The organism is Nocardia sp. CC227C (assembly GCF_030767025.1).
Taxonomy (GTDB): Bacteria; Actinomycetota; Actinomycetes; order Mycobacteriales; family Mycobacteriaceae; genus Nocardia.
The window spans coordinates 633817-659984 of sequence record NZ_JASITE010000002.1 but is presented as its reverse complement, the minus strand read 5'-3'; the positions used below and the strand labels follow the sequence as shown (position 1 = coordinate 659984).

Annotated in this window: 24 protein-coding genes; 7 read left to right on the top strand and 17 right to left on the bottom strand. The window is 68.7% G+C overall.

The genetic code is table 11. The features are described from left to right. Positions 1-36: 36 nt before the first annotated feature. The 7 genes from QMO76_RS05980 to QMO76_RS05950 all read right to left on the bottom strand — a co-directional run bounded on the left by QMO76_RS05980 (position 37) and on the right by QMO76_RS05950 (position 7638). A complete protein-coding gene (locus tag QMO76_RS05980; RefSeq protein WP_306360157.1) occupies positions 37-249 on the bottom strand; it encodes a hypothetical protein in 213 nt (70 codons plus the stop codon). A gap of 114 nt (positions 250-363) precedes the next feature. After that, positions 364-1035, bottom strand: coding sequence for a 5,6-dimethylbenzimidazole synthase (gene bluB, locus QMO76_RS05975; RefSeq protein WP_306360156.1), 672 nt, complete (start codon positions 1033-1035; stop codon positions 364-366). A 280-nt stretch (positions 1036-1315) separates the two neighbouring features. Next, positions 1316-2569 (bottom strand): fatty acid desaturase, encoded by a 1254-nt coding sequence (locus QMO76_RS05970; RefSeq protein ID WP_306360155.1) that lies wholly within the window; start codon positions 2567-2569, stop codon positions 1316-1318. Between the two features lie 95 nt (positions 2570-2664). Further along, positions 2665-4086: a fatty acid desaturase gene (locus tag QMO76_RS05965; protein WP_306360154.1), complete on the bottom strand. Its 1422-nt coding sequence runs from the start codon at positions 4084-4086 to the stop codon at positions 2665-2667. A gap of 105 nt (positions 4087-4191) precedes the next feature. Then, complete coding sequence (locus tag QMO76_RS05960; protein WP_306360153.1) at positions 4192-5331, bottom strand: ferredoxin reductase; 1140 nt, start codon at positions 5329-5331, stop codon at positions 4192-4194. Positions 5332-5579: 248 nt separating this feature from the next. Then, the gene (locus QMO76_RS05955) at positions 5580-6233 is read right to left on the bottom strand and encodes a hypothetical protein (protein ID WP_372341902.1); all 654 of its coding nucleotides are present in this window, start codon (positions 6231-6233) and stop codon (positions 5580-5582) included. After that, a complete protein-coding gene (locus QMO76_RS05950; protein ID WP_306360152.1) occupies positions 6217-7638 on the bottom strand; it encodes a wax ester/triacylglycerol synthase family O-acyltransferase in 1422 nt (473 codons plus the stop codon). Before QMO76_RS05950 ends, QMO76_RS05955 begins: the two co-directional genes overlap by 17 nt. 441 nt (positions 7639-8079) lie before the next feature. Here QMO76_RS05950 and secA point away from each other — a divergent pair, with 441 nt between their 5' ends. Next, positions 8080-10914, top strand: coding sequence for a preprotein translocase subunit SecA (gene secA, locus QMO76_RS05945; RefSeq protein WP_306360151.1), 2835 nt, complete (start codon positions 8080-8082; stop codon positions 10912-10914). A 562-nt stretch (positions 10915-11476) separates the two neighbouring features. Further along, on the top strand, positions 11477-11866 hold the full coding sequence (locus QMO76_RS05940) for a hypothetical protein (protein WP_306360150.1): 390 nt from the start codon (positions 11477-11479) through the stop codon (positions 11864-11866). A 48-nt stretch (positions 11867-11914) separates the two neighbouring features. Here QMO76_RS05940 and QMO76_RS05935 read toward each other — a convergent pair whose 3' ends face one another. Beyond that, entirely contained in the window at positions 11915-13174 is a 1260-nt protein-coding gene (locus QMO76_RS05935) for an MFS transporter (RefSeq protein ID WP_306360149.1), read from the bottom strand. Between the two features lie 49 nt (positions 13175-13223). Between QMO76_RS05935 and QMO76_RS05930 the strand changes: the two genes are divergently transcribed. Beyond that, on the top strand, positions 13224-14162 hold the full coding sequence (locus tag QMO76_RS05930; protein ID WP_306360148.1) for a LysR family transcriptional regulator: 939 nt from the start codon (positions 13224-13226) through the stop codon (positions 14160-14162). Positions 14163-14566: 404 nt separating this feature from the next. Beyond that, a complete protein-coding gene (locus tag QMO76_RS05925) occupies positions 14567-15007 on the top strand; it encodes a hypothetical protein (protein ID WP_306360147.1) in 441 nt (146 codons plus the stop codon). 10 nt (positions 15008-15017) lie between these two features. Here QMO76_RS05925 and QMO76_RS05920 read toward each other — a convergent pair whose 3' ends face one another. Together QMO76_RS05920 and QMO76_RS05915 are read right to left on the bottom strand one after the other, a co-directional pair. Continuing rightward, a complete protein-coding gene (locus QMO76_RS05920) occupies positions 15018-15614 on the bottom strand; it encodes a dihydrofolate reductase family protein (protein WP_306360146.1) in 597 nt (198 codons plus the stop codon). Further along, on the bottom strand, positions 15611-16429 hold the full coding sequence (locus QMO76_RS05915) for a metalloregulator ArsR/SmtB family transcription factor (protein ID WP_306360145.1): 819 nt from the start codon (positions 16427-16429) through the stop codon (positions 15611-15613). Before QMO76_RS05915 ends, QMO76_RS05920 begins: the two co-directional genes overlap by 4 nt. A gap of 48 nt (positions 16430-16477) precedes the next feature. Here QMO76_RS05915 and QMO76_RS05910 point away from each other — a divergent pair, with 48 nt between their 5' ends. Then, positions 16478-16672 carry a hypothetical protein gene (locus tag QMO76_RS05910; RefSeq protein WP_306360144.1) on the top strand — a complete coding sequence of 65 codons (195 nt, stop codon included), beginning with the start codon at positions 16478-16480 and terminating at the stop codon, positions 16670-16672. 15 nt (positions 16673-16687) lie between these two features. On the opposite strand, the gene rsgA is transcribed toward QMO76_RS05910, so the two are convergent. From rsgA to QMO76_RS05895, 3 genes are all read right to left on the bottom strand, one after another. After that, positions 16688-17692 (bottom strand): ribosome small subunit-dependent GTPase A, encoded by a 1005-nt coding sequence (rsgA, locus tag QMO76_RS05905; RefSeq protein WP_306360192.1) that lies wholly within the window; start codon positions 17690-17692, stop codon positions 16688-16690. Next, positions 17689-18972, bottom strand: a complete 1284-nt coding sequence (aroA, locus tag QMO76_RS05900) for a 3-phosphoshikimate 1-carboxyvinyltransferase (RefSeq protein ID WP_306360143.1) — start codon at positions 18970-18972, stop codon at positions 17689-17691. The genes rsgA and aroA overlap by 4 nt, the downstream gene beginning before the upstream one ends. A gap of 334 nt (positions 18973-19306) precedes the next feature. Then, positions 19307-20815 (bottom strand): aldehyde dehydrogenase family protein, encoded by a 1509-nt coding sequence (locus tag QMO76_RS05895; RefSeq protein ID WP_306360142.1) that lies wholly within the window; start codon positions 20813-20815, stop codon positions 19307-19309. Between the two features lie 147 nt (positions 20816-20962). On the opposite strand from QMO76_RS05895, the gene QMO76_RS05890 reads away from it, so the two are divergent. Beyond that, positions 20963-21724 carry an SOS response-associated peptidase gene (locus QMO76_RS05890; RefSeq protein WP_306360141.1) on the top strand — a complete coding sequence of 254 codons (762 nt, stop codon included), beginning with the start codon at positions 20963-20965 and terminating at the stop codon, positions 21722-21724. A gap of 129 nt (positions 21725-21853) precedes the next feature. On the opposite strand, the gene QMO76_RS05885 is transcribed toward QMO76_RS05890, so the two are convergent. From QMO76_RS05885 to ybaK, 4 genes are all read right to left on the bottom strand, one after another. Next, the gene (locus tag QMO76_RS05885) at positions 21854-22159 is read right to left on the bottom strand and encodes a hypothetical protein (protein ID WP_306360140.1); all 306 of its coding nucleotides are present in this window, start codon (positions 22157-22159) and stop codon (positions 21854-21856) included. A 143-nt stretch (positions 22160-22302) separates the two neighbouring features. Further along, a complete protein-coding gene (locus QMO76_RS05880; RefSeq protein ID WP_306360139.1) occupies positions 22303-24000 on the bottom strand; it encodes an MDR family MFS transporter in 1698 nt (565 codons plus the stop codon). Then, positions 23997-24536 (bottom strand): MarR family winged helix-turn-helix transcriptional regulator, encoded by a 540-nt coding sequence (locus QMO76_RS05875; protein ID WP_306360138.1) that lies wholly within the window; start codon positions 24534-24536, stop codon positions 23997-23999. Before QMO76_RS05875 ends, QMO76_RS05880 begins: the two co-directional genes overlap by 4 nt. A 120-nt stretch (positions 24537-24656) precedes the next feature. After that, a complete protein-coding gene (ybaK, locus tag QMO76_RS05870; RefSeq protein WP_306360137.1) occupies positions 24657-25148 on the bottom strand; it encodes a Cys-tRNA(Pro) deacylase in 492 nt (163 codons plus the stop codon). A 317-nt stretch (positions 25149-25465) separates the two neighbouring features. On the opposite strand from ybaK, the gene QMO76_RS05865 reads away from it, so the two are divergent. Continuing rightward, the gene (locus tag QMO76_RS05865) at positions 25466-26164 is read left to right on the top strand and encodes a sigma-70 family RNA polymerase sigma factor (protein WP_372341910.1); all 699 of its coding nucleotides are present in this window, start codon (positions 25466-25468) and stop codon (positions 26162-26164) included. Positions 26165-26168 lie beyond the last annotated feature (4 nt).

Below are 26168 nucleotides of genomic sequence, written 5' to 3'. Positions count from 1 at the left end.
ACGGGGTCGATCGGCATCGACCCCGGAACGCCGATATCAGCGGGACGACATCCCCGCCGATCCCGTGGCGAGGAACTGCAGCCAGTCCAGCAGCGTGCCCGGTTGGCATGCCCCCGCGCTGAACCCGTACACCGGAATGCAGGTGGAGCCGACCACCGGTCGGGCATCGGCGCTGTCGGCTCGGGCGGCGGGTGCCGCCGCGGTCAGCACGGCGAACGCCATGGCGGTCGTGACGGCGAATCGCTGCATGAGAACTTCCCTCGAGGTCTCGCTGGTCCGCCCGGTCCGCTGCCGTGCGGTACCGATCACGCTAATCTCGAGCCGGTTGGGTTCCGAGACAGGACTTTTCGGGGCGCTGGACGCTCATGTCCGCTGCTCGCGGCTCGGGAAGCGCTCCCAGTGCACGGCCGCCTCGAGGGGGCGGCGGTCGCGCCAGCCGAACCGTTCCAGATCCGGGATCCGCTGGAATTCGCGGACCGGGCCGACGCACAGCCAGGCCACGGGCTTGACCCCCTCGGGCACGCCGATGAGGTCGGCGAGGTACGCGGTGTCGTAGAAGCTCACCCAGCCCACGCCGACGCTCTCGGCGGTGGCGGCCAGCCACAGGTTCTGGATGGCCAGGATGGTGGAGTACAGGCCGGTTTCCGGGACGGTGGCGCGGCCGAGCACATGGGAGCCGCCGCGCGCCTGGTCGTGGGTGACGACTATGCCGGTGCCGGACTCGGCAATGCCCTCGATCTTGATCGGGTCGAAGGTCCGGGCGCGGTCCTCGGGCAGCGAGGCGTGGAAGGCCCGCCGCTGGCCGGCCACGTGGTCGGCGAAGGCGCGCAGCGTGTCCGCGGCGCGCACCACCACGAAATCCCAGGGCATGGAATTGCCGACGCTGGGCGCGCGGTGAGCGGCATCCAGAATGCGCAGCAGGGTCGCGTCGTCGACCACCTCGCCGGTGAACTCCGCGCGCACATCCCGACGCAGGCGGATCACGTCGTAGACGCTCGGATACTCGGCGGGGGCAAGCGGACCTTCAGCACACACGCCCACCAGTGAACCAGGAGGTTTGCCGAGCGGCGCGCCCAGCCTCCGCAGTCCGCCGCGTAGCACGCCCAGCGCTCTCCCGGTCGTCGTGTCCAGCCTCCGCTGCTCGCCGTGCGCTGTCCGGGCGGCGCGCCCAGCCTCCCCGAGCCCGCATGCCGCCCGCTGTACGCGCCCAGCTCCCAGTCCGGAACCGGCGCACGTGGTGGTCGTGTCCACGGCCCGCTCGCCACGACGCCCCCTGTCGAGAGACAGGGGGCGTCGGGATTCGATCCGGAACCGCTCAGCCGACCGGGGCTGGTTCCCTGCGGCGGGTGATGCGTCGGCGGCCCTCGGCGAGGGCGGTGCGCAGCCCACGGCGGCGGCCGGTCGCCGGGTCCACCGTCGGTGCGCCGCCGAACGCCTTCTCCGACTTGGTCTCCGGGGCGTCGTCGGTGGTGTGGCGCAGGTACTTGTTGGGCAGCGAGAGCTTCATGATGGTGCGCCACGACTTGGCGTACTGCACCGGCAGCGAGCCGGTGGTGTAGGGCAGGTCGTACTTGTCGCACATGGCCCGCACCCGCACCGCGATGGACGCCAGCCGGTTGGAGGGCAGGTCCGGGAAGAGGTGGTGCTCGATCTGGTGCGAGAGGTTGCCGGTCATGAAATGCAAGAGCCGTCCGCCGGAGATGTTGGCGCTGCCCAGCATCTGCCGCAGGTACCACTCGGCCTGCGTCTCGGTCTCCACATCGCGGCGGGTGAACTTCTCCGCGCCGTCGGGGAAGTGTCCGCAGAAGATCACCGCGTTGGTCCACACATTGCGAATCACATTGGCGGTGAAGTTCGCGGTGAGTGTGCCGAAGAACGCCGGACCGGTGAGCAGCGGGAACAGCAGATAGTCCTTGCCCGCCTGCTTGGCCATCTTCTTCAGCACCAGTGCGCGGTCCTGCTCGAACTGGATGCGCTCGGGGCTGCCCGGCTCCCACTTCTTCTTGGCGACCTTGCCCAGCTCCAGATGCTGGATCGCCACTCCGTATTCGAAGAACATCTGCAGCAGCAGGTTGTACACCGGCTGGCCGAGATAGAACGGCGACCAGCGCTGATCGCGGGTGACGCGCAGCAGTCCGTAGCCGATGTCGTCGTCCATGCCCAGCACATTGGTGTACTTGTGGTGCAGGAAGTTGTGGGTGATCTTCCAGTGCTCGGCCGGGCCGACGTTGTCCCATTCCCAGCTGGTGGAGTGGATTTCCGGATCGTTCATCCAATCCCACTGGCCGTGCATCACATTGTGGCCGATCTCCATATTCTCGATGATCTTGGCCGTGGACAGCAGGGCCACGCCGGCGAACCAGGCGGGCGGGAAGAGACTCGCGAACAGCACCGCGCGGCCGCTGATTTCGAGGCCGCGCTGCAACCGGATCACATTGCGGATGTATTTGGCGTCGCGTTCGCCACGAGAGGATTCGATCTCGCGGCGAATCGCGTCCAGTTCCGCGCCGATGGCTTCGACATCCTCGGGGGTGAGATGTGCGTATTCTTTGACATCCGAGATCGCCATGGCGGTTACACTACCGTAGGTTACGGTCCCGTAGGTTACCTACGAATGAATCTCTAACGTGTCGAAAAACGCATTGTTTTCGAGATGTCGATATGTTAGGGATTCCGTCGCAGGAAGCGTGACAACGACCTGCCCCGCTCGCTGTTGCGCGCCTTCTCCTGCAGCAGGGCCTTCTCGTGCTTGGCCTTCTCCTTCAGCGCCGCCTTGGCCTCACGCAGCACTTCCTTCTCGTGCCGCGCCTTTTCCCGCAGCGCGACCTTGGCCTCGGCCATGGCCGACCGCAGGCCCTGTCGCTTACCGGTGGCCGGGTCGACGGGCCAGTGATGCTCGACCAGCCATTCATCGCTCGGCATCGACGGCATCGACGGCATCGTGGGCAGCGTGATACCGGCGAACTTGCGCTCGGACGAGGTCTCCGGTGCGTCGTCGGCGGTGCGCTTGAGGAATCGGTCCGGCAGCGCGAGCTTGTGAATCGTCCGGAATGCCAGCAGATACTGTTTGCCCAGCGAACCCGTGGTGTAGGGAAGGTCGTACTTGTCGCACAGTTCGCGCACCTTCACCGACACCTGCGCGTACCGATTGCTCGGAATGTCCGGGAACAGGTGGTGCTCGATCTGGAAGCTGAGATTGCCGCTCATGAACGCCATCACCGGACCCGCCTCGAAATTGGCGCTGCCCAGCATCTGCCGCAGGTACCACTCGCCCCGCGTCTCGTTCTCGAACTGCTCCTGGGTGAACTTCTCGGCCCCGTCCGGGAAATGGCCGCAGAAGATCACGGCGTACGCCCAGAGATTGCGGACCAGATTCGCGGTGGCATTCGCCTTCAGCGTCGGCTTCCACGCCGGGCCGGTGAGTGCCGGGAAGATCACGAAGTCCTTGGCGACCTGACGCCCGGCCTTCTTGAAGAACTCCTTGTTGGGCTCCGAGAGCACCCGCCGCTGATCCACCCCGGCATGCTCCTTGGCGATGGACAGATCGTGCAGGGCGATGCCCCACTCGAACAGCGCCGCCAGCACCAGATTCCCCACCGGCTGGGCGAGATTGCGCGGCCGCCATTCCTCGTCGCGGGTCATGCGCAGAATGCCGAAGCCCACGTCGTGGTCCATATCCACGATATTGGTGTAGGTGTGGTGGGAGTAGTTGTGCGCGGCCTTCCACTGCGCCGACGTCGCCGTCATATCCCACTCCCAGGTGGTGGAGTGGATTTCCGGGTCGTTCATCCAGTCCCACTGCCCGTGGCTGATGTTGTGCCCGAGCTCCATGTTCTCGATGATCTTGGCGACCGAGAGCAGCGCGGTGCCGGTGACCCAGGCCCAGCGCTTCTTGGAGAAGAACAGCGTGGCGCGCCCGGCGGCCTCCAGCGCCCGCTGGGCCGCGATCGTCCGGCGGATGTACTTGGCGTCGCGTTCGCCGAGCGAGAGCTCGACCTCACGACGAATCGCGTCGAGCTCCTGGCCCAGGGTCTCGATATCGGCTTCCGTCAGGTGTGCGAAAGCTTTGATGTCGGTGATTGCCACCGGCGGATCCTTCCATGATTCGAATGCCCCGAACCGGGACGCGCGTCGCAGATCGCGCCGTGTCCGGCACCGTGCTCGACTGTCATCGAGGGTACAGGCGTCGGCTCACACTTCCAGGGTGCAGTCGCCGGCGGCGGCGGAGATACAGGTCTGCACCTTGTCACCGGCGCGATGTTCGTTGCCGTTGCGCAGATCTCGCACGTGACCATCGGTAATGGTCACCACGCAGGTCTGGCAGATGCCCATGCGGCAGCCGAACGGCATCCGCACGCCCGCGCCCTCACCGGCCTGGAGCAGACTGGTCGCCCCGTCGATCTCCACGCTGCGGCCGGTCTTGGCGAAGGTGACGGTGCCGCCCTCGCCGACCGCCGAGCGTTCGATCTCGAAGCGCTCCACATGCAGGCGCTCCGGGATACCGGCGGCGGCCCAATGCTTCTCGGCGGCGTCCAGCATGGCGGCCGGGCCGCAGGCCCAGGTGTCGCGCTCCCGCCAGTCCGGCACGCGCCGGTCCAGCTCGGCCAGGTCGAGCTTGCCGTGCTCGCCGGTGAAGTGCGGGTCGACGGTGAAACTCGGGTGCCGGTCGTGCAATTCGCGCAGTTCCTCGCCGAACATGACATCGTCGGGGGTGCGGGCGGAGTGCACGTGCACGACATCGGGCACCACACCGCGGCGGTCCATGGTGCGCAGCATGGCCATGACCGGAGTGATGCCCGAACCCGCGGTGAGGAAGAGCACCTTCGCGGGCGGCGGCTCGGGCAGCACGAAACCGCCCTGCGGTGCGGCCAAGCGCACCACGCTGCCGACCGGAACGCCCGACACCAGGTGGCTGGAGAGGAAGCCCTCCGGCATGGCCTTGACGGCGATGGAGATGAGCCGCTTGGACCGGTGGCCCGGATCGGTCCAGTCCGGGGGACAGGTCAGCGAGTAGGAACGCCAGTGCCAGCGGCCGTTCACCAGGACGCCGATGCCGATGTACTGGCCCGGCTCGAACTTGAAGTCGAACCCCCAGCCCGGCTTGATCACCAGCGTGGCCGAGTCGACGGTCTCCTTGCGCACCTCCACGATGCGCCCGCGCAGCTCACGCGCCGACCACAGCGGATTCACCAGATGCAGGTAATCGTCCGGCAGCAGCGGCGTGGTGATGCGGGCCGCGGCCCCGCGCAGCGCCTCCATCCGGGTGCGCCCCGCGGGCTCGTGCTCGGTGACCGGGGCCTCCAGCCACTCGCGCAGCCCTCGCACGGACATACCCCCAACTTTCAAACCCATGATCGCGGACGCTCTTCCTCGTCATCGTGTGCGCGCTCTCGAGCGCTGTGGTTCTCTTCGCGGCCGACCTCGTTGCCACCGCCGCGGCGCAATCGGCGCGCATCCGCACGCCTCTGCCGCCAAGGTTACGGCATCGTAGGTTACGGGGCCGTCGTCACCGAGGGAAGAGGTCGTTCATCACCTCGCGACGGGCGGCGGCCCCACCCGCGGCACCGCCCACTCCGGCTCTACAGCAAATCCAGCAGGAACGGCAGTTCCTGGGTGGCGTACCAGGCCAGCTGATGGTCCTCCGCGTCGCCGAGCACGAATTCGGCGTCCGGATCGCCCATATCGGCGGCGTCGATGACGTCGACGGCCTTGGCGACGGCGGGTTCGGCCTCCACCAGGTCCACGTGCACCGAGGCGACGCGGTTCCAGGTGATGGGGCCGCTCAACCGCACCACCGCGTCGTCGAGGTCCGGGCGCAGCGTCGCCCCCTCCACATCGGCGGCGACGACGGCGCGGCGGTAGACCGGGCGGCCGGTCCCGTCGGCGGCGGCAGCAGTGTCGGCGAGCGCGGGATCCAGGACCGCGTCCGCGCCGCCGGCACCTTCGGCGTCGGCGTCGGCATCGGTGCCGTGCAGTTCCGCCGCGGCCCGGTCGTCGGCGAGCAGCCGCAGCGAGGCCCGCGCGGCCTCGCCCATGGCGACCTCCGCCAGTTCCTCGTCATCGCCGGAGGCGTACGCCTCGCGCAGGGCGGGGGTGAGCGCGAAGGCGGTGTCGTTCACCGCCCGCAGTTCCCGCTCGGTCACCAGCTCCCGCAGCATGGCCACGGTGACGGGCACATAGACCCGTAGCTTCCCGGATACGGCGCGGTGGGACGACTCACTGGACGCAGGCACCGAGCATCTCCTCCATCGACTCGTGCACCGACGCGGTCAGCACCGCGATATCGGCCATCGCGTCGCGATCGGCGTTGAGCCCGTAGAACACGCGCCCGTCGTAGGACGTGATCCCGATGCTCAGCGCCTGAAAGCGCAGCAGTGGCGATACCGGATACATCTCCAGCATCCGCGCGCCGCCGACGTACATCGGCCGCTGCGGACCCGGCGCGTTGGTGATCACCAGATTGAACGTGTGTTCTGCGAACGTACTCGCTGCCCGCACACTCATGGCATGCAGGCTCGCCGGGGCGAATCCGGCCATGTGCACCAGGGTCCGCGCGCGCACGCCGTGCTGATGCTTGGTGTGCACCTCGGTGGCGTGCTTGAGGTGGGAGAGCCGGATGACCGGATTGGGTTCTCCGACCGGCAGGTCCACCAGCAGCGAGGCCACCCGACCGGCCGGTTTCAGCTCACCGTCGGGCCCCTCGGCGTACACGCTCATCGGCACCACGGCCCGCAGCGCCGAGGACTCGGTGAGCACCTCGCCGCGGGAGAGCAGCCAGTTGCGCAGCGCGCCGGTGACCACCGAGAGGATCACGTCGTTGATCGAGCAGTCGAATCGCCGGCGGATCTTGCGGTAGTCCTCCAGATCCGTGCGCGCCACCTCGAACCGCCGATTGCGGGAGGTCCGCGTGTTCAGCGGGCTGTCGGCGAATCCGACCGCCGCGGCGCGCACCATCGACACCATCTTCCTCACCGCCTTGCCGGTGGCGTCGACGAAGGCGAACGCCTCCGCGCCCTGGTGGCGGATGACCTCGAACGCCTCCCGCGGCTGGGTCGCCAGGTGCAGGATCGCGCCGATCAGCAGTTCCAGGTCGGCGGGTTCGCGGTGCGGGGTCCAGGCGTCGTCGGCGAGTTCACGGGGCGCGGCGGAGGTGTCCAGGATCACATGCCCGATCTCCAGGGCGACGTCACCGTCCACCAGCGCCGAATGCGATTTGGTGAACACCGCGCAGCGGCCCCCTGCCAGTCCCTCGACCAGGTACATCTCCCACAGCGGCCGGGTGTGGTCGAGCGGATGCGAGGCCAGCCGGGCGACCAGGTCGTGCAGCTGCGCGTCGGTCCCCGGTTCCGGCAGCGCCGAGCGGCGGATGTGATAGGTGATGTCGAACCCGGCGTCGTCCACCCACACCGGACGGCCGAGTGCGAACGGGATCTCGCGCACCTTGCGCCGGTAGCGGGGCACCAGCGGCAGCCGGGCCTCCACCAGTTCGACGAGTCGGTCGTAATCCAGCGGCCGCCTGCCGGAATTCCCGGTGGAGCCGGGATTTCGCAGAATCGCGAGAGAGCCGATATGCATCGGGTTGCTACTCGATTCGAGCCGGTAGAACGACGCGTCCTGCGGCGTCAGTCTGGTGATCACGCTGCCCGCTACTCCCTGCTTTTCCCTGCCGACCCGCACCCATCCTGCCGCTCCCGTCAGCGGTATGCGTGCCGGTTCCGTGCGCAAGCGATCCGGATCACTGGGGAGAACGGGCGTCGATGCCCGGCCCCCTGCGCCGTCGCCGAACCCCTCTGGAGTGCGCGAGAACGCGCACCCACGCGACGGACGCTCACCATCCTACGCCAACGCCGGTGAAACAGGTTCTGCGCCAAAGTCATTCGCTGGATGGTAGCTGTGGCCGGGAAATCGGCGCCCGGCGAACTCCGGCGGTCGCCCGGGTCGCCGCCCGGTCGCCCGCCTGCGCACTTCAGCGCATACGATCGGGACAGCATTACCATGGGGTTTGGCCGTGCATCCGCGCGGCCCGAAACCCTCCGGGGAATCAAGACCGACACACCTACCAGAGGACTGACTGAGCCCGTGCCTGCGCTGACACTTTCGAGGTTGCTACGGATTGGTGAGGGTCGCACGGTCAAGCGGCTGTCGCATCTGGCGGACGAGGTCATCGCCCTCGACGAGGAAATCGAGGCCCTCAGCGACGCCGAGCTGCGCGCCAAGACCGACGAGTTCAAACAGCGTTACGCCGACGGGGAATCCCTCGACGAACTGCTGTTGGAAGCGTTCGCCGTGGCCCGCGAGGCGTCCTGGCGCGTGCTCAACCAGAAGCACTACAAGGTGCAGGTCATGGGTGGCGCGGCCCTGCACATCGGCAATATCGCCGAGATGAAGACCGGTGAGGGCAAGACCCTCACCTGTGTGCTGCCCGCCTACCTCAACGCGCTCAGCGGCGCCGGTGTGCACGTGGTCACGGTCAACGACTACCTGGCCCGGCGCGACGCCGAATGGATGGGCCGCGTGCACCGCTTCCTCGGTCTCGAGGTCGGCGTGATCCTGTCGGGCATGACCCCGGCCGAGCGCCGCGCGGCCTACGCCGCGGACATCACCTACGGCACCAACAACGAGTTCGGCTTCGACTACCTGCGCGACAATATGACCCACTCGCTGGACGACCTGGTCCAGCGCGGGCACAACTTCGCCGTGGTCGACGAGGTCGACTCCATCCTCATCGACGAGGCCCGCACCCCGCTCATCATCTCGGGTCCGGCCGACGCCTCCTCGAAGTGGTACGCGGAGTTCGCCCGTATCGCCCCGCTGCTCAAGAAGGACCTGCACTACGAGGTCGACATCAAGAAGCGCACCATCGGCGTGCACGAGGCGGGCGTCGAATTCGTCGAGGACCAGCTCGGCATCGACAACCTGTACGAGGCGGCCAACTCGCCGCTGGTCAGCTACCTGAACAACGCCATCAAGGCCAAGGAGCTGTACACCAAGGACAAGGACTACATCGTCCGCAACGGTGAAGTGATCATCGTCGACGAGTTCACCGGCCGCATCCTGGTGGGGCGTCGCTACAACGAGGGCATGCACCAGGCCATCGAGGCCAAGGAGGGCGTGGAGATCCAGCCCGAGAACCAGACCCTCGCCACGATCACGCTGCAGAACTACTTCCGCCTCTACGACAAGCTCTCCGGCATGACCGGTACCGCCGAGACCGAGGCGGCCGAGCTGCACCAGATCTACAGCCTCGGCGTGGTGCCCATTCCCACCAACAAGCCGATGGTCCGCAAGGACCAGCCCGACCTGATCTACAAGACCGAGGAGTCCAAGTACGTCGCGGTCGCCGACGACATCGCCGAGAAGCACGAGGCGGGTCAGCCGGTGCTGGTCGGCACCACCTCGGTGGAGCGCTCGGAGTACCTGTCCAAGCTGCTGACCAAGCGCGGCATTCCGCACAACGTGCTCAATGCCAAGTTCCACGAGCAGGAAGCCACCATCATCGCCGAGGCCGGTCGGCCCGGCGCGGTCACCGTCGCCACCAATATGGCCGGTCGCGGTACCGACATCGTGCTCGGCGGCAACCCGGACATCATCGCCGACATCCTGCTGCGCAAGCAGGGCCTGGACCCGGTGGAGACCCCGGACGAGTACGAGGCCGCCTGGCACGGCACGCTGGAGCGGGTCAAGCAGCAGACCGAGGCGGACGCCGAGGCGGTGCGCGAGGCGGGCGGGCTGTACGTGCTCGGCACCGAGCGCCACGAGTCGCGGCGTATCGACAATCAGCTGCGCGGTCGCTCCGGCCGTCAGGGCGACCCGGGTGAGTCCCGCTTCTACCTGTCGCTGGGTGACGAGCTCATGCGGCGCTTCAACGGCGCGGCGCTGGAGTCGATCATGACCCGGCTCAACCTGCCCGACGACGTGCCGATCGAGGCCAAGATGGTCTCGCGGGCCATCAAGTCGGCGCAGACGCAGGTCGAGCAGCAGAACTTCGAGATCCGCAAGAACGTCCTCAAGTACGACGAGGTCATGAACCAGCAGCGCACGGTGATCTACGCCGAGCGCGCCCGCATCCTCAGCGGTGAGGATATGGAGGGCCAGGTGCAGGAGATGATCACCGACGTCATCACCGAGTACGTGCACGCGGCCACCGCCGAGGGCTATGTCGAGGACTGGGATCTGGACAAGCTCTGGACCGCGCTGAAGACGCTGTACCCCATCGGCATCGACTACCGCGACCTGGCCGGTGAGTCCGAGGACGGCGAACTCGGCGACCTCGATCGCGACGAACTGCTGGACGCCATCCTCGACGACGCGCACACCGCCTACGCCAAGCGTGAAGCCGAGATCGACGGCCTCGCGGGCGAGGGCAGCATGCGCAATCTGGAACGCCAGGTGCTGCTGAGCGTGCTGGACCGCAAATGGCGCGAACACCTCTACGAGATGGACTATCTCAAGGAGGGCATCGGCCTGCGCGCCATGGCCCAGCGCGATCCGCTGGTGGAGTACCAGCGCGAGGGCTTCGACATGTTCACCGCCATGCTCGACGGTCTGAAGGAGGAGTCGGTCGGCTTCCTGTTCAACCTCCAGGTCGAGGTGCAGGCGCCGCAGCCCGCCGGGGTGAACGTCGCCGCGGGCCTGCAGTCGCCGGTCGGCTCCCGCCCGCAGCCGGTCGACCAGCCCGCCCCGGCCGCCAACGGCGCTCCGGCGGCACTGCGCGCCAAGGGAATCGACGACTCCGCCGGGTCCCGCGCGTTCAGCTACTCCGGTCCGGACGAGGGCGGCCACGCGGCCGTCCACAGCGATGCCGAGGAATACGGGCACGCCGGGACCACCACCGGCACCCGCCGGGAGCGCCGCGAGGCCGCCCGGGCCGCGAGCAAGCACGACAAGGCCCCGAAGTCCAAGCGCCGCCGCTGATCCCACCGACGACGAGGGCGTCCGAGCTGCGGCTCGGACGCCCTCGTCGTTTCCGGTATGTGCGCGTACCGGCCCGTTCGCGCGGTGCGCGGCCCCGCACGCGTGACGAACCGCCCCTCGGCGTCGTACTCGCGGGTGAGTTCGGGCCCGTACCGGAGTGTGATGCGGCCCGGCGGGCGTATTGCGGACGATGGTGACCGCTCGGCGATCTCGTGCCGGGGGAGAAGGGGTTACCACGTGAGACAGCCGGCGATCGCAGCGTCCGCGACACTGCTGTCGGCGGTGCTGTGGCACCTCGGGACCGGACTGCATCCGGTGCCCGGGTTGGCGTTGCTGGCGCCGCTGCCGGTATTGCTGGTCGCGCCCCGCCTTTCGGTTCCGTTCGCCACCGCGACGACCGCCGACCAGGCGCGACCGTGCCGCAGCAACACCGACATCAGGGCGACCAGCACACCGAACCACAGCGCGGAACCGCCGAGCAGAACGACCGTCGCCGGCACCGGCTGCGCCACCGTCCCCGTCAGGTACGGCCACAGCCACACCGCACCGCCCAGCCAGGAGCATGCGCCCGCGAGGAAGGCGGTGTGCTTCGATCTGGACCGACCCGCCCTGGTCCGGGGAGAACCGTCGCCTCGGAGCCACGCTGCTGCTGGTTCCGGCCCTGGACTTCACCGACGACCACTGGCTGCACAGCCGTATGGCGGTCATCCGCGGTGTCGAATCGGGGATGGGCGTGGCGCGGACCGCACAGTTGGGTGAACTCGTCGCGAGCGACCCTCGGGGGCGGGTACTGGCTTCGGCGCGAACGGATCTCACCATGACGACATCCGTGCTCGCCGACATCCCGCTGACCTCGGAGCCCACGGTCTATGCGCGTTTCGGCGACTGGTCCGCCTGGACGACGGTGGGACTCTTCGTTGTCGTGGTGACTCTCAGCCGTAGACCGCGCTGAGAACGGAACCGAGACAGCGCCGCTCCCATCGAGACATCGCGGGCGTGTTCAGGGGCGAGGACTCGCCGGGGCGCGGCCCGTCGCCGCCGCGAGCAGGGCGGTGAATCCGAACAGACCGCCCACCACCATGGCCGATGCCACGCCGAGGTGATCCGTCACCAGCCCGCCGAGCAGCGCGCCCGCGGCGATGGCCGCATTGAAGACCGCGACGAACAATGCCGATACGCTCTCCCGCGCCGTGGGATCCGCGGCCGCCAACCACATCTGGGCGCTCACCGAGACGCCGCCGTACGCCAGCCCCCACACGGCCACCAGCACCACCGCGGCTGGCAGCGCCGCACCCAGCACCGGCAGCAGCAGCACCGTGGCGCCGAGCGTCACGGCGATGGCCATCAAGGTGCGGCGCGGGGACCGGGCCGCGAGCGCGCCCGCGGCGAAATTGCCCAGTACGCCCGCGATTCCGTAGACCAGCAGCAGCGTCGACACCAGACCGGCGTCCGCGTGCGCTCGGCTCTCCAGTACCGGGCGGATATAGGTGTAGGCCGCGAAATGCCCGGTCACCAGGAAGGCGACCACCACCAATCCGGTGCGCACCCGTGGAACTCGCGCCCGGCCCAGCGCCGCGCGCAGCGAAACGGCCTGTGCGGCAGGCAGGTTCGGCAGACAGATCAGCATGGCCGCGCCGACCAGCAGGGCCAGGCCCGCGACCACCGCGAAGGCCGCCCGCCACCCCGCGACCGCGCCGATGAACGTCCCCGCCGGGACGCCGAGCACCGAGGCCACCGCGACACCGCTGAACACCAGCGCGGTGGCGGCCCCCACCGACCGCGGCGGCACCAGGCGCACGGCCAGCCCCGCCGCGATCGCCCAGACTCCGCCCATCCCGATGCCCACCAGTACGCGCGCCACGATCAGCGCGACCGGACCCGGAGCCCACGCGGTGCCGAGATTGCCCAGCAGCACCACCGCCATGAGCACCGCCAGCATGGTGCGCCGATCGAACCGCCCGCCCCATGCGGTCAGCAGCGGCGCCGAGACGGCGGCGACCAGGCCGGTCACGGTCAGCGACAGTCCGGCGGTGCCGGCGCTGATGCGCAGCGCCTCGCTCATCGGCGTCAGCAGTCCCACCGGCAGCATCTCCGCGGTGACCACCGTGAAGGTGCCCCCGGCCAGTGCCGCCACCCCGGCCCATTGCCGCGGCCCCGCCGAATCCCGCGGGGCTACAGCCGTATTCGCGACTTGCTCGACATGCTCCATGTCGTCCAGCCAACTGTCCGCGACGGCGGGGAACAACGGCGGAGCCCTCATGGTTCCATGAGCCGGGCTAATGAATCGTCGGTGTGGGTCGGGAGGACTTATGGGCAGCCTGGATGTGCGTGAACTCGAGGCCTTCCTTGCCCTGGCCGACGAACTGCACTTCGGCCGGGCCGGGGAGCGGCTCTACCTGTCGCAGAGCCGGGTGAGCCAATTGCTGCGCTCGCTCGAGCGGCGGGTGGGCGCCACCCTGGTGGAGCGCACCAGCCGCCGGGTGCGGCTGACACCGCTCGGCGACGCGTTCCTGGCCGAGGTGCGGCCCGCGTACACCGCCCTGCACGCCGCCCTCGACACGGCCCGCGCCGCCGCCCGCGGCGTGTCGGGGACGGTGCGCCTCGGCTTCCAGGGCGCGACCAATGAGCATCTGATGAGCGCCATCGCGCTGTTCACCACCCGCTATCCGGACTGTGCCATCGAGCTCACCGAGATTCCGCTGTCCGATCCCTTCGGGGCGGTGCACCGGCACGAGGTCGACGCCGCTGTGGTCCTGCTACCCGTCCGCGAGCCCGATATCGTGCTCGGACAGGTGTTCTCCCCACAGCCGGTGTCGGTGGCGGTGCCCCGCGGGCATCCCTTCACCCGCCGATCCGGTGTCACGCTGGAGGATCTGACCGCCACGGCCCTGATCGGCGTGCGCGGCCCGGCCCCGGACTACTGGCGCGCGGTCCAGGCCCCGACCGCCACCGCGACCGGCCGCCGAATCCCACCGGGCCCGGCGGTGAGCACCCTGGAGGAGGGCCTGGCCCTGGTGGCGGCCGGGCGCGGCGCACTGCTGCTGTGCGATCCCACCGCCGAGTACCACGGCCGCCGCCTCATCCGGTTCGTCCCGGTCACCGGCTTGCCGCCGTCCCGCCTCGGCCTGATCTGGCACCGCGACCGGGAAACGGCGCGCCTACAAGCCTTCTCGCAGGCACTGGCCGCCACGGCACCGGCGGACAACGCTCCGAGGACGGCCTCTGCATCGGCGAGGTCGCGGGCATGAGTTTCGCCGGACCCATCCGCCCCACACCGTCGATGCGTCTTCCGATACGCCCGACCCTATCGCATCAGCGCTCGCGCTATCCTGTGACGAGCGCGATATCCGCTGTAGCGGTAAGGCTTTGCGCCCACAGGGTTCGCCCCGTGCCCGGGTGAGTTGACTCTCAACCCGTGGAATCCGAAGGCGTGGCCAGGTTCTACTTCTCCTGTCGTCAAGGAGGATCCGACATGAGCCCGACCAATCCACGCGCAATGACCGCCGCGAGCGCCGTCCCGAACAATAGAGCCTCGTATGTGGGTTTCGGACTCACCTGGCTACTCGGATACGGTGCATACGCTCTGACCGAGGGTGACGATCCCATGCTGGGGATACCTGCCGCCACCGGTCCGGTCCTCCTGATCGCGGGAATGTCGACCGCCTCGATCATCACGGCGGTGGTCATGATCCGGGCGCAGCGCGGTGCTCGTGGCCGCGAGGCTGTCGTCGGCTACATGCTGGCCGCCTCGTGGCTGATCGGTTTCGTCGCGTTGTATCTCCTCATCACGGCGCTGAGTGCTGTGATGGACCCTGAGCAGGTGCAAACACTGTTGTGGCCCAGCGGTTCCGGACTCGTCGTCGGAATGATCTATCTCGCTGGCGGAGTCGCCTACCACGACATGCCGCAGTTCACTCTCGGCGCGTGGCTCGCGGTGATTGCCTCGGCGGCACTCTTCTTCGAGGGGGCGAACCTGTACTGGGCGCTGGCCGTGGCAGGAGGCGGCTATCTCGTCGCCGCGGCGCTGCGGCCGCGCGGCACCGCGACGGCGACGGTCGGAGGGGGATCGACGAACCGATACATCACGAAGTGATGCGGGAGGGCTAGTCGCGCACGCGGTCGTAGATCACCGCCACGACACCCGATTCGCCGGTCTCCTGGAAGGTCAGCGCCCATTTCGACGACGGCAGTCCGTCCTCGAACAGCCGCTGGCCGCCCCCGGCGATCTGCGGGCAGATCACCAGGTACAGGCGGTCGAGCAGGTCCGCGGCGAGCAGTGGTTTGATCACACTCGGGCTGGTGTTGACGAGAATGTCGCCGGTGCCCTCGGCCCGCAGTTCCGCGATCACGTCGGCGGTCGGGGCGTTCCGCACGCGGGTGCGTTCCCACGGGGCTTCGGCCAGTGTGCTGGAGAGGACGACCTTGTCGGCGTCGACCAGCCACTTCGCGTATCCGCGGTCGCGCGGATCGGCGTTCTCGTCGGCGGCGACCGAGGGCCAATAGCCCAGGAAGCCTTCGGCGCTGCCCCGTCCGAGCACCGCCGTGGTGGCGTTCTCGCACATGCGCGACATCTGGTCGCGGGAAACGTCGGTGCCCGCGTAGGGGACGATCGCGCTCAGATCGCCGGGGCCGCCGGGGCCGTTGTAGCGTCCGTCGAGGGTGAGGCTGATATTGGCGGTCACGGTGCGAGTGGTGCTCATGGCTGTACTTCCTTCGTGAGTCGAGCGGCGATGGTGTCGGCGAGCCTGCCGAGCACCTGGTTCCAGCCGGTTTCGATCCCGGCTATGTAGGGGGCGGCAGCGACGGCCGTATCGGTGAGGGTGAGGTCGAGCCGCAGGCGGGTGCCGTCCGCGACCTCGGTCAGGGTCAGGTCGTAGTGGCCGGTGAAGGAGACCGCTCCGGCCGCGTCCAGGACGGACAGGTCGAAGACGAGGTGTTCGGGCTCGGTCGCGGCCTCGACCCGGCCCGTGGAGCGGTAGTGCGTGCCCTCGGCGTCGCGGTAGTCGAGGACGACGTGGCCGCCCGGCTCCGGTTCGAGCACGCATGCGGCGATGCTCAGCGACGGTGGCGACCACCAGGAGCCGAGCAGATCGGTGTCGGTCCAGTACCGCCAGACCAGATCGCGGGATGCGGCCAGGGCGCGCTCGAACCGGAAGGCGCGCCCGTCGGCCCACCGATCCCGCTGCGCGGCACGAGTTTCCGTGTCGATCGCGGTGCGGTAGTTCGCCAGTGCGTCGCGTTCGTCGGCATGCGCCGCCGCGATGTCGGCCAGTTCCCGCAGCCGCTGTGCCAGGTCGTGCAGCGGCGATGTCTCCAGCGCGTAGACGCGCCGCTGTCCGAGCGGGAACACCGTGACGAGACCCGCTCGGGCGAGGGTTTGCAGATGTTTGGTGGTCTGCGGCTGCCGCAGACCGGTCAGCTGGGCCAGCTCACCGACGGATCGCGGCCGCTCGGCCAGGAGTTCGACCATGCGCCAGCGGGCCGTGTCCCCGAGTACCGATGCGATCCGATCCATGCCCAGAAGTATTCGCTGAAGGGAATATTCTTGTCAAGGAATATTTTGATGCAGTTCCTGGGCGACGAGCGAGTCCGTGAGTTCGTCGAGTTCGTCGACCAGCGCGGACGCACCACCGCCGTGGGCCAGATTGCGCAGCTCCAGCGGGTCCGCCACGCGGTCGTAGAGCTCGTATTCGAATTCGGTTCGGGGGCCGTCGATCCGGTCGGGCGTGGAGTAGCGGGCGAGCAGGGGCGGTGGTGATGCCCCGCGCTCGATTCAGCCGGACTGACCGCGGAACCAGGGATCGTTGGCGTTGATCGCGGTCAGCAGCAGCCGGATGGCGGCCACTCGGCGTTCCTTGCCGGGCAGCTGGTCCAGCGCGCATTCGGGATCGGCGGGCGGGCCGAGGTGGGTGCAGCCGCGCGGGCAGTCCTCGATGGCCTCAGACAGGTCGGAGAACGCCTTGATGACGTCGTCGGGGGTGATGTGCGCCAGACCGAAGGAGCGCAGGCCCGGAGTGTCGATGACCCACCCGCCGTCCGGGAGCGGCAGCGCCACCGACTGGGTGGAGGTGTGGCGTCCCTTGCCCACACCGGACACCGTGCCGGTGGCTCGATCCGCGTCCGGGACAAGGCGATTCACCAGTGTCGACTTGCCGACCCCGGAATGGCCGATGAAGGCGGTGAGTTTGTCGTGCAGCAGGTCTCGCACCGGGTCGAGCGGATCCTCGATCCCGCCGTAGACGATGGTCAGATCCAAATCCTCGAAGGCGGCCGCGAATTCGGATTCCGCCACCAGGTCATGTTTGGTCAGGCACAGAATCGGTTGCAGCCCACCGACGTACGCGGCCACCATGGCGCGCTCCACGAATCCGGTGCGGGGCGGCGGATCGGCCAGTGCCACCACGATGAACAGCTGTTCGGCATTGGCCACCACCACGCGTTCGAACGGATCGGTGTCGTCGGCGGTGCGGCGCAATACCGTCGAACGGTCGGCCACGCGGACGATGCGGGCCAGCGTGTCCGGCTTGCCGGAGAGGTCGCCGACCACGTCCACCTGATCGCCCACCACGATCGGGGTGCGCCCGAGCTCCCGGGCACGCATGGCCACGATGAGCCGCTCCGGATCGCCGTCGAGCACGCAGCCCCACCGGCCGCGGTCGACCGAGACGACCATGGCCGGTGCCGCGTCCAGATGGCGGGGCCGGGTCTTGGTGCGGGGACGGGAACCCTTGCCCGGGCGCACCCGGACATCGGATTCGTCGTACTCGCGCCGCCTCAGCGGACCACTCCCGAGTCGGCCAGCATGCCCTCCCAGAGGGCCACGAAGTTCGGCAGGGTCTTGGCGGTGGTACCGATGTCCTCGATCTCGATACCGGGCACCGCCAGGCCCAGAATCGCTCCGGCCGTGGCCATCCGGTGGTCGGCGTAGGAATGCCAGAGGCCGCCGGAGAGCGGGGTCGGGTCGATGATGAGCCCGTCCTCGGTCTCGGTGACCTTGCCGCCGAGTCGGTTGATCTCGGTGGACAGCGCCGCGAGCCGGTCGGTCTCGTGCCCACGCAGATGCGCGATGCCGCGCAGCCGCGACGACGAATCAGCCAGGGCGGCCAGCGCGGCCACCGTCGGGGTCAGCTCGCCCACGTCGTGCAGATCGATATCGATGCCCGCCAGGCGATCCGGGCCGCGCACGATCAGGGTGCTGTCGTAGAAGCGGGCCTCCGCGCCCATCCGCACCAGGATCTCGCGAATCACGTCACCCGGCTGGGTGGTGAGCCGCGGCCAGTGCGGAATGCACACCTCGCCGCCGGTCACCGCGGCCGCGGCCAGGAACGGGGTGGCGTTGGACAGATCCGGCTCCACCTCCCAGTCCACCGCGCGAATCGGTCCGGGCGACACCGTCCAGGTCTGCGGTCGCCGCGGATCCTCGGGCGCGTCCACCCGCACATCGGCCTGCCGCAGCATCTGCACGGTCATCTCGATATGCGGCATGGACGGCAGCGGCGCACCCTGGTGGTTCACCGTGATGCCCTGCTCGAACCGCGCCGCCGACAGCAGCAGCCCCGAGACGAACTGCGAGGAACCCGACGCGTCGATGGTGACCGGCCCGCCGCGCAGCGTCCCGGTGCCGTGCACCACGAAAGGCAGTGCGCTGCCGTCGATGTCGACACCCAGCGCGCGCAGCGCGTCCAGGATCGTCCCGAGCGGCCGCACCCGCGCCTGCTCGTCACCGTCGAAGGCGACGTCACCGCGCGCCAGCGCCGCCACCGGCGGCAGGAACCGCATGATCGTGCCCGCCAGCCCGCAGTCCACCGTGGCGGAGCCCAGCTCCGCCGCGGGCGTCACCGTCACGGTGTCGGCGTCACCCTCGATGCCGACGCCCAGCGCCCGCAGCGCCTCGATCATGAGGTTGGTGTCCCGGCTGCGCAGCGCACCGGTGATGGTGGACGGCCGATCGGCCAGCGCGGCGAGAATCAGCGCACGGTTGGTGATGGATTTCGATCCGGGCAGGGTCACGGTCGCATGCACGGGGACATCGACATGGGGCGCGGGCCAGAAAGTCACCAGTCCATCTTCGCATTACCGCATCCTTGTCCGCCTCTCCGCGTACTCAGCGCGCGGCTGGAAGCCGGTCCGCCTCTCCGCGTATTCCGCGCGCGGCTGGGAGCCCGGTTCGCCTCTCCGCGTATTCAGCGCGCGGCCGATAGCCGTTGATCGTCAGGCGCGCGTGCCGACGGCCGGGTGGTGGTCCGACGCCGGGCGTACCCGGTGAGTTGCCCCGAAGGATGCGAGACCAGTCGTCGTGGGGAGTGACAGGGTGCGGTCGTCCGGCCGGCACAGGGCGATGCCGGTCCCCGCGGGGACCGGCATCGACTGATCGGCGGCAGGTGGCCGGGCTCTACTTGTGGCGGCCGTGCAGGAAGGGGACCAGCTTGCGGAGGAGCTTCATGGTGCGGTCGGTGCGGCTGTAGGAGAGCAGGGCCATGCCGGGAATCGTGAAGCGCTGCACCGCGATCGAGTGCGGGCGGGTGAATTCCAGCATGCCGGGCGCGCCGTGGATGCGGCCGATGCCGGAGTCGCCGACGCCGCCGAAGGGCAGGGCGGCAATGGCGGCGAAGCCGAGCACCGAGTTCACCGAGGTGCAGCCCACGGAGAGGCGGCGGGCGATCTCGAGGCCCTGCTTCTTGGAGTAGACCGCCGAGCCCAGGCCGTACTTGTTGTTGTTGGCGAGTTGGATCGCCTCGTCGATGCCGTTGACCGTCTTGATGGTGACGGTCGGGCCGAAGGTCTCCTCGCGCACGGCATCGGAGGATTCGTCGGCGTCCACGATGACGACCGGTGCGATGTACGGGCCCTGGACCGATTCCGGCCCGCCGAGCACGGCCTTGCCGCCGTTCTTCAGCGCGTCCTCGATATGTCGGCGCACGATGTCGACCTGCGAGGGCATGGTCATCGGTCCGTAGGACGCCTTGTCGTCGGAGCCGGGCTTGATGTCGGTGAGAATGCGCTTCACCTCGGCGACGAACTCGTCCGCGATCGAGGAGTCCACGTACACGCGCTCGACACCGGCGCAGGTCTGGCCGCTGTTGGCGGTCGCGCCCCAGGCCACGGCGTCGGCGGCGGCCTTGATGTCGGCGTCGGCGGCCACGATCACCGCGTCCTTGCCGCCGCACTCCAGTAGCACCGGGGTCAGCGTCTCGGCCGCCGCGGCCATGATCTTCTTGCCGGTGGCGGTGGAACCGGTGAAGGCGATCTTGTCGACCCCGGCCCGTACCAGCGCCGCACCGGTCGCGCCGTAGCCGTTGACCGTGGTGAACACCCCGTCCGGCAGTTCCGGGTTGGCCTCGGCGAAGGCGGCGGCGAAGAAGTTGCCGATCCCGGTGGAGTACTCACTCGGCTTGAACACCACCGTGTTTCCGGCCGCCAGCGCGTACGCGATGGAGCCGTTCGGGGTGTAGACCGGGTAGTTCCACGGACCGATGACACCGATCACGCCGAGCGGGCGCTGCTCCAGATGCGCGGCGAAGTTCGCCATGAGCGCGCCGGGGGAGACCTTCTTGGCCTTGAGCACCTTCTCGGCGTTCTTGGCCGCCCAGGAGATGTGCTCGAGCGCCAGCATGAGTTCGAGGAAGGCGTCGTCGCGCGGCTTGCCGTTCTCGGCGTGGATGAGTTCGCACAGTGCATCGGACTTCTCGACCAGTTTGCTGGTCCAGCGCAGCAGGTGCTTCTTGCGCTCGTCGTAGGAGAGCGCCCCCCAGGTGGCGGCGGCGGTACGGGCCTTGGCGACCGCCGCCCGCACGGCGTCCTCATCGTCGATCCGGTACGTGGCCAGCGTTTCGCCGGTCGCCGGGTTGACGGATGTCAATGATTCGTCCCGCTCGGTGACGGCGGTTTCGGTAGTAGACATGATGTGCGGCGATCCCTTGGTGAGAATGTGATGGGGAGAACGTCTCACACCCGCCAACTGAAGTCAATTGCCATCAGTTACGTGTGCCACATCTACGGTACGCCCGATGACCGGAATCTGTCGGTGTCCGATGGCAGCATGGTCCACATGTGCGGTAGGTACGCGACTACGACGAATCCGGCGTCGCTGGCCGTCGAGCTCGACGCCATCGACGAAACCGACGACACCGGCACCCCCAATTACAACGTGGCTCCCACCAATCAGGTGGTCACGGTGGTCGAGCGGCACGACCGCGACCATCCGGAGGAGGCCGCCCGACTACGCATCCGGACGATGCGCTGGGGGCTGATCCCGCCGTGGACCAAGGCCGCCGAGCCCGGGGTGCCCGCGAAGGGCAAGCCGCTGTTCAACGCCCGCGCCGACAAGGCCGCCACCACCGCCTCGTTCCGCGACGCGGTGAAGAAGCGGCGCTGCCTGGTCCCCATGGACGGCTGGTACGAGTGGGTCACCGAGGTGGACGCGCAGGGCAAGGCCGTGAAGCGGCCCTTCTTCATGTCGCACGCCGATGGTGAGCGGCTCTACATGGCGGGCCTGTGGTCGGTCTGGCGCGACCGCGAGGTCCGGGATTCCGAACCGCTGCTCTCCTGCACCATCCTGACCACCGACGCGGTCGGCGACCTCACCGAGATTCACGACCGCATGCCGCTGCCCATGCCGCGCGCGCACTGGGACGCCTGGCTGGACCCCGACCATCCGGCCCCCGCGGAACTCCTGGAAACGCCCGCCCCACAAGACATCGCGGACATCATCGCGCGCCCGGTGCCGATGCTGGTGAACAGCGTGAAGAACAACGGCCCGGAACTGCTGGGGCGGGTGGACGAGCAGGCCGGACAGACCAGCCTGCTCTGACGGTGCCCGAAAACCGGGCGGCCTCGACGCGGCCCGGGCAGGCGAGCTGCTTCAACGCGCCCGGCATCCGCGGCCCACACGACTGTGCCCGCCGCGGGAGGCGGCGGGCACGAGCATGCGATCAGCCCCTCAGACCTTGCACTTCACGGACGGCAGCGCGAAGGAGATGCCGCACTTGGTCACACCCGCGATGGTGTCGATGACCTTGGTGGCCAGTCCGCCGCCCAGGTTCTCGGCCTTCTCGATGTTCTTGTCCTTCTTCGGCTCACCGGACGGGCCGGGATCGCTGCCGAGCGGGTAGTTCGGATTCGCCGGGGCGGTCAGCACCACCCCGGGTGCCGCGTGCGCGGCGGCCACCGATCCGGGGCCGAGGGCGAGGATCGCCGCGCCGCAGACGGCGAACCCGACGGTGCGTACACGCTGACGGGGGGACATACCGCATCACATCCTCGGGTCGAACGACTGTTGTCGGTGAACTGCGAGCGGAACTGCGAGCGCGTCCTCAAGTAACGCACACATCCGGCGCGAACCCGAGGATTCGCGCCGGACGCGTCGTATTACGCCATGGACTCGGCCGGCTAGGCGATGGTCTTCGCCGCCGCCGCGATCTCCGCCTCGGCTCGCTCGTCCTCGGTGCGCGCCTGGATGCCGCCCGCCGTGCGCAGCGGCACTTCCTTCCAGAACGCCACCAGCAGCAGCGCGATCACCGATACCCCGGCGGCCACCAGGAACACGGTGTCCATGGCATCGGCGAAACCGGCCTTGAACGGTGCGGCCAGGGTCGGGTCCAGCTGCTGGATGATCGAGCTGTCCTGCATGACCTCACCCGCCGCCGAGTGATCCTGTCGCGCCAGCCCGGTGGCCAGCGCCCGGTCGGCCGGGTTGTCGCTGCGCGCACCGGCCACCACCGCGGCCTGGAACTCCGGCCGCGCCGACGCCGCCCGCAGCTCATCGGAGATGTTCGGGGTGAGCTGCGAGAACAGAATGGACAGGAAGATCGCCACGCCGAGCGTGCCGCCGATCTGCCGGAAGAAGGTGGCGGCCGCGGTGGAGACGCCCATATCCTTCGGCGGCAGCGCGTTCTGCAGGGCCAGCATCAGCGGCTGCATGAGATTGCCCAGCCCCAGGCCGGTGATCGCCATGAAGACCATGACCACCCAGAGTTCGGTGTCGGCCGAGACCAGGTGCAGCAGGAACAGGCCCAGGGTCACCAGCACCGCGCCGATGGGCGGGAACCAGCGGTAGCGCCCGGTGCGCGAGATGAGCTGGCCGGAGATGATCGATGCCGTCATCATGCCCAGCACCAGCGGCAGCATCTGCATGCCGGCCAGCGTCGGGCTCGAGCCCTGCACCACCTGGAGGTACTGCGGCAGCAGCGTGATGCCGCCGAACATGGCCATGCCGACCACGAACGAGATCACCACGCCCAGCGCGAAGGTGGAGTTCTTGAAGGTGCGCAGCGGAATCAGCGCGGCGTCGCCCTGCCGGGCCTCCACCGCGATGAAGCCGAGGATGCCGAGTGCGCCGATGACGTAGCAGGCCAGCGAACCTCCACTGCCCCAACCCCATTCGCGGCCCTGCTCGGCCACCACCAGCAGCGGCACGATGCCGATGGCGAGCATGAGCACGCCGAACCAGTCCACCGGCACCTTCGACCGTTCCACCTTGGGCAGCCGCAGCACCCGCGACACCACGGCCAGCGCCACCAGGCCGATCGGCACGTTCACCAGGAACACCCAGCGCCAGCCGGTGATGCCGAGGATTTCGCCCTGTCCGGAGATCAGACCGCCCAGCACCGGCCCCACCACGCTGGAGGTGCCGAAGACGGCCAGGAAGTAGCCCTGGTAGCGGGCGCGTTCCCGCGGGCTCACGATATCGCCGAGGATGGTGAGCGCCAGCGACATCAGCCCGCCCGCGCCCAGTCCCTGGAACGCCCGCGCCGCGGCGAGCTGGTACATCGACTGGGCGAGGGTGCACATGAGCGAGCCCACGATGAACAGGCTGATGGCGGCCAGGTAGAAGGGCTTGCGCCCGTACATGTCCGAGAGCTTGCCGTACAGCGGGGTGGCCAGCGTGGCGGTGATCAGGTAGGCGGTGGTCACCCACGCCTGGAGCGAATATCCCTGGAGGTCGTCGGCGATGGTGCGGATGGAGGTGGAGACGATGGTCTGGTCCAGCGCACCCAGCAGCATGCCGAGCATGAGTCCGCTGAGGATGGTGAGGATCTGTCTGTGGGTGAATCCCGCGGAGTTCGGTGTATCGGTGGTGGCTGTCACGAATGTCTCTCTGCCGCTCGAGAAGTCGGGTAAAGGCTGGTGAGCAGGGCGCTGCGGGTGGTCTCGTAGTCGTCAACGAAGCGCCGCAGCAGGGTGGCGAAGGTTTCGCGGTCGGCGCCGGTCCAGTCGGCCAGCATGAGTCGCAGCGACTGATTGCGCCGGGCCCGGATCTCGGCCGCGGCGGCGTGCCCGGCGTCGGTGACCGACAGCACGCTGACGCGTCCGTCGGTGGGGTCGGCGCGGCGTTCCAGGAAGCCGCGCTTCACCAGATTGGCGACCTGTCGGCTGACCGTGGAGGCGTCGGAGTAGAGCGTCTCGGCCAGCGCGCCCGAGCGCATCGGCCCCTGGCAGATCAGCTGGAACAGGATGGCGAAGGCGGCCGGTTCGACCTCGCCGTCGCTGGCCGCGGCGATCTGGGCGTTGGTGCGGTCGCGCAGGCGGTGCAGGCGGATGAGCTGCCGGGCGACATCGTCGATGAGCGCCTCGGGGATATCGGCTGACGGCGCGTCGACGCCGGGAGCCGGGGGTACGGACATGTTTCGGCACACCTCCTTTGCTTGGGCTGTGCAACTATTTGTACCAGACAACTAGTTGTAGCAAGCAAATATGTGGGGAAATCCATGCCCGGCCAGCACGGGCACGGACCCGCGGGCGACTCAGCCCGTGGTGACGGACGCGGTCACCGCTCCCGTCAGGCGCACCAGATCCTCCGGGGCGACCTCGATCTCCAGTCCGCGCTTACCGGCGCTGCACAGCACCCGGTCCCACCGCAGCGCGGACTCGTCGATCACCGTCGGCAGCCGCTTCTTCTGGCCCAGCGGGGAGATGCCGCCCAGCACATAGCCGGTGGTGCGCTCGGCCCTGGCCCGATCGGCCATGCCCGCCTTGCCGCCGCCCAGCGCCGCGGCCGCCGCCTTCAGCGACAGCGTGTTCGGCACGGGCAGCACCGCGACCGCCAGGCCCGCGCCCACCTCGATCACCAGGGTCTTGAAGATCTGTTCGGCACGAACGCCCAACTCCTCGGCCAGCGCCGCCACCGCCTCCGCCCCGAAGGAATCGCTGCGCGGATCGTGGTGGTAGGAGTGCACCCGGTGCTCGACCTTCGCCTGCACCAGGACACGGATCGCGGGAGTGGAAGCGGCGGCCATGGCCGACCAGCCTAGAACGCCGCGCCCCGGCCGCGACACCGGTTTTCCGCGTCCCGGGAACACGGCGACCACCCGGCATGTTGCACGCCATGCGCGACCGAAACGACCCGGTCGGCGGAGTGTGCGAAGGAGATGCCCCGGTGACCGTTCTGGTGGACACCCGCCCGCGGATGGCGCAGGCCCGCTCGACCGGGACCCTGCCGCTCGTCCGCATTCCCGGGTCCGCGACCGATGCCGGTTTCGCGGTGCTCACCCCGCTCGCGGTAGATTCACAAGCTACGGCGATCGAAGGGATGAGCGTGACGAGCGACGACGAAATGGCTGTCGATCGCCCAGGCGATGACGATACGGCCATGAACGAGGGCATCGACGACCCGGTGGTCGACGACAACGACGAGGAATCCGGCGCGGTCCGCAGCACCGCCAGTGACGCCGATCTGGCCGCGCGTTTCGAACGCGACGCGCTCCCGCTGCTCGACCAGCTCTACGGCGCGGCCCTGCGCATGACCCGCAATCCGGCCGATGCCGAGGATCTGGTGCAGGAGACCTTCGCCAAGGCGTACCAGGGTTTCCGCTCCTTCCGGGAGGGCACCAACCTGCGCGCCTGGCTGTACCGCATCCTCACCAACACCTACATCAACTCGTATCGGAAGAAGCAGCGCCAGCCCGCGCAGTATCCGACCGACGAGATCACCGACTGGCAGCTGGCCGCCACCGCCGAGCACACCTCGACGGGCCTGCGCTCGGCCGAGATGGAGGCGCTCGAGGCGCTGCCGGACGACGAGATCAAGCGGGCTTTACAGGAGCTTCCGGAGGAATTCCGGATGGCGGTCTACTACGCGGACGTAGAGGGCTTCCCCTACAAGGAAATCGCCGAGATCATGGGTACCCCGATCGGCACCGTGATGTCTCGCCTGCACCGCGGCCGCAAGCAGCTCAAGGGTCTGCTCGCCGACGTGGCGCGGGAACGGGGATTCAACCGATCGGGTAGCGCGCGTCAGGAGGTAACCCAGTGAGCGA

What these genes read in the sequence shown, in the direction of transcription:
- QMO76_RS05940 (WP_306360150.1), top strand. Translation starts at nt 11,477, where the DNA reads ATGCGCCCGCGAGGAAGGCGGTGTGCTTCGATCTGGACCGACCCGCCC.
- QMO76_RS05980 (WP_306360157.1), bottom strand. Translation starts at nt 249, where the DNA reads ATGCAGCGATTCGCCGTCACGACCGCCATGGCGTTCGCCGTGCTGACC.
- QMO76_RS05970 (WP_306360155.1), bottom strand. Translation starts at nt 2,569, where the DNA reads ATGGCGATCTCGGATGTCAAAGAATACGCACATCTCACCCCCGAGGAT.
- ybaK (WP_306360137.1), bottom strand. Translation starts at nt 25,148, where the DNA reads ATGGCCGCCGCTTCCACTCCCGCGATCCGTGTCCTGGTGCAGGCGAAG.
- QMO76_RS05890 (WP_306360141.1), top strand. Translation starts at nt 20,963, where the DNA reads ATGTGCGGTAGGTACGCGACTACGACGAATCCGGCGTCGCTGGCCGTC.
- QMO76_RS05895 (WP_306360142.1), bottom strand. Translation starts at nt 20,815, where the DNA reads ATGTCTACTACCGAAACCGCCGTCACCGAGCGGGACGAATCATTGACA.
- QMO76_RS05930 (WP_306360148.1), top strand. Translation starts at nt 13,224, where the DNA reads ATGGGCAGCCTGGATGTGCGTGAACTCGAGGCCTTCCTTGCCCTGGCC.
- QMO76_RS05935 (WP_306360149.1), bottom strand. Translation starts at nt 13,174, where the DNA reads ATGAGGGCTCCGCCGTTGTTCCCCGCCGTCGCGGACAGTTGGCTGGAC.
- QMO76_RS05925 (WP_306360147.1), top strand. Translation starts at nt 14,567, where the DNA reads ATGTCGACCGCCTCGATCATCACGGCGGTGGTCATGATCCGGGCGCAG.
- QMO76_RS05910 (WP_306360144.1), top strand. Translation starts at nt 16,478, where the DNA reads ATGCAGTTCCTGGGCGACGAGCGAGTCCGTGAGTTCGTCGAGTTCGTC.
- QMO76_RS05920 (WP_306360146.1), bottom strand. Translation starts at nt 15,614, where the DNA reads ATGAGCACCACTCGCACCGTGACCGCCAATATCAGCCTCACCCTCGAC.
- QMO76_RS05915 (WP_306360145.1), bottom strand. Translation starts at nt 16,429, where the DNA reads ATGGATCGGATCGCATCGGTACTCGGGGACACGGCCCGCTGGCGCATG.
- QMO76_RS05865 (WP_372341910.1), top strand. Translation starts at nt 25,466, where the DNA reads ATGGCTGTCGATCGCCCAGGCGATGACGATACGGCCATGAACGAGGGC.
- QMO76_RS05960 (WP_306360153.1), bottom strand. Translation starts at nt 5,331, where the DNA reads ATGTCCGTGCGAGGGCTGCGCGAGTGGCTGGAGGCCCCGGTCACCGAG.
- QMO76_RS05885 (WP_306360140.1), bottom strand. Translation starts at nt 22,159, where the DNA reads ATGTCCCCCCGTCAGCGTGTACGCACCGTCGGGTTCGCCGTCTGCGGC.
- QMO76_RS05875 (WP_306360138.1), bottom strand. Translation starts at nt 24,536, where the DNA reads ATGTCCGTACCCCCGGCTCCCGGCGTCGACGCGCCGTCAGCCGATATC.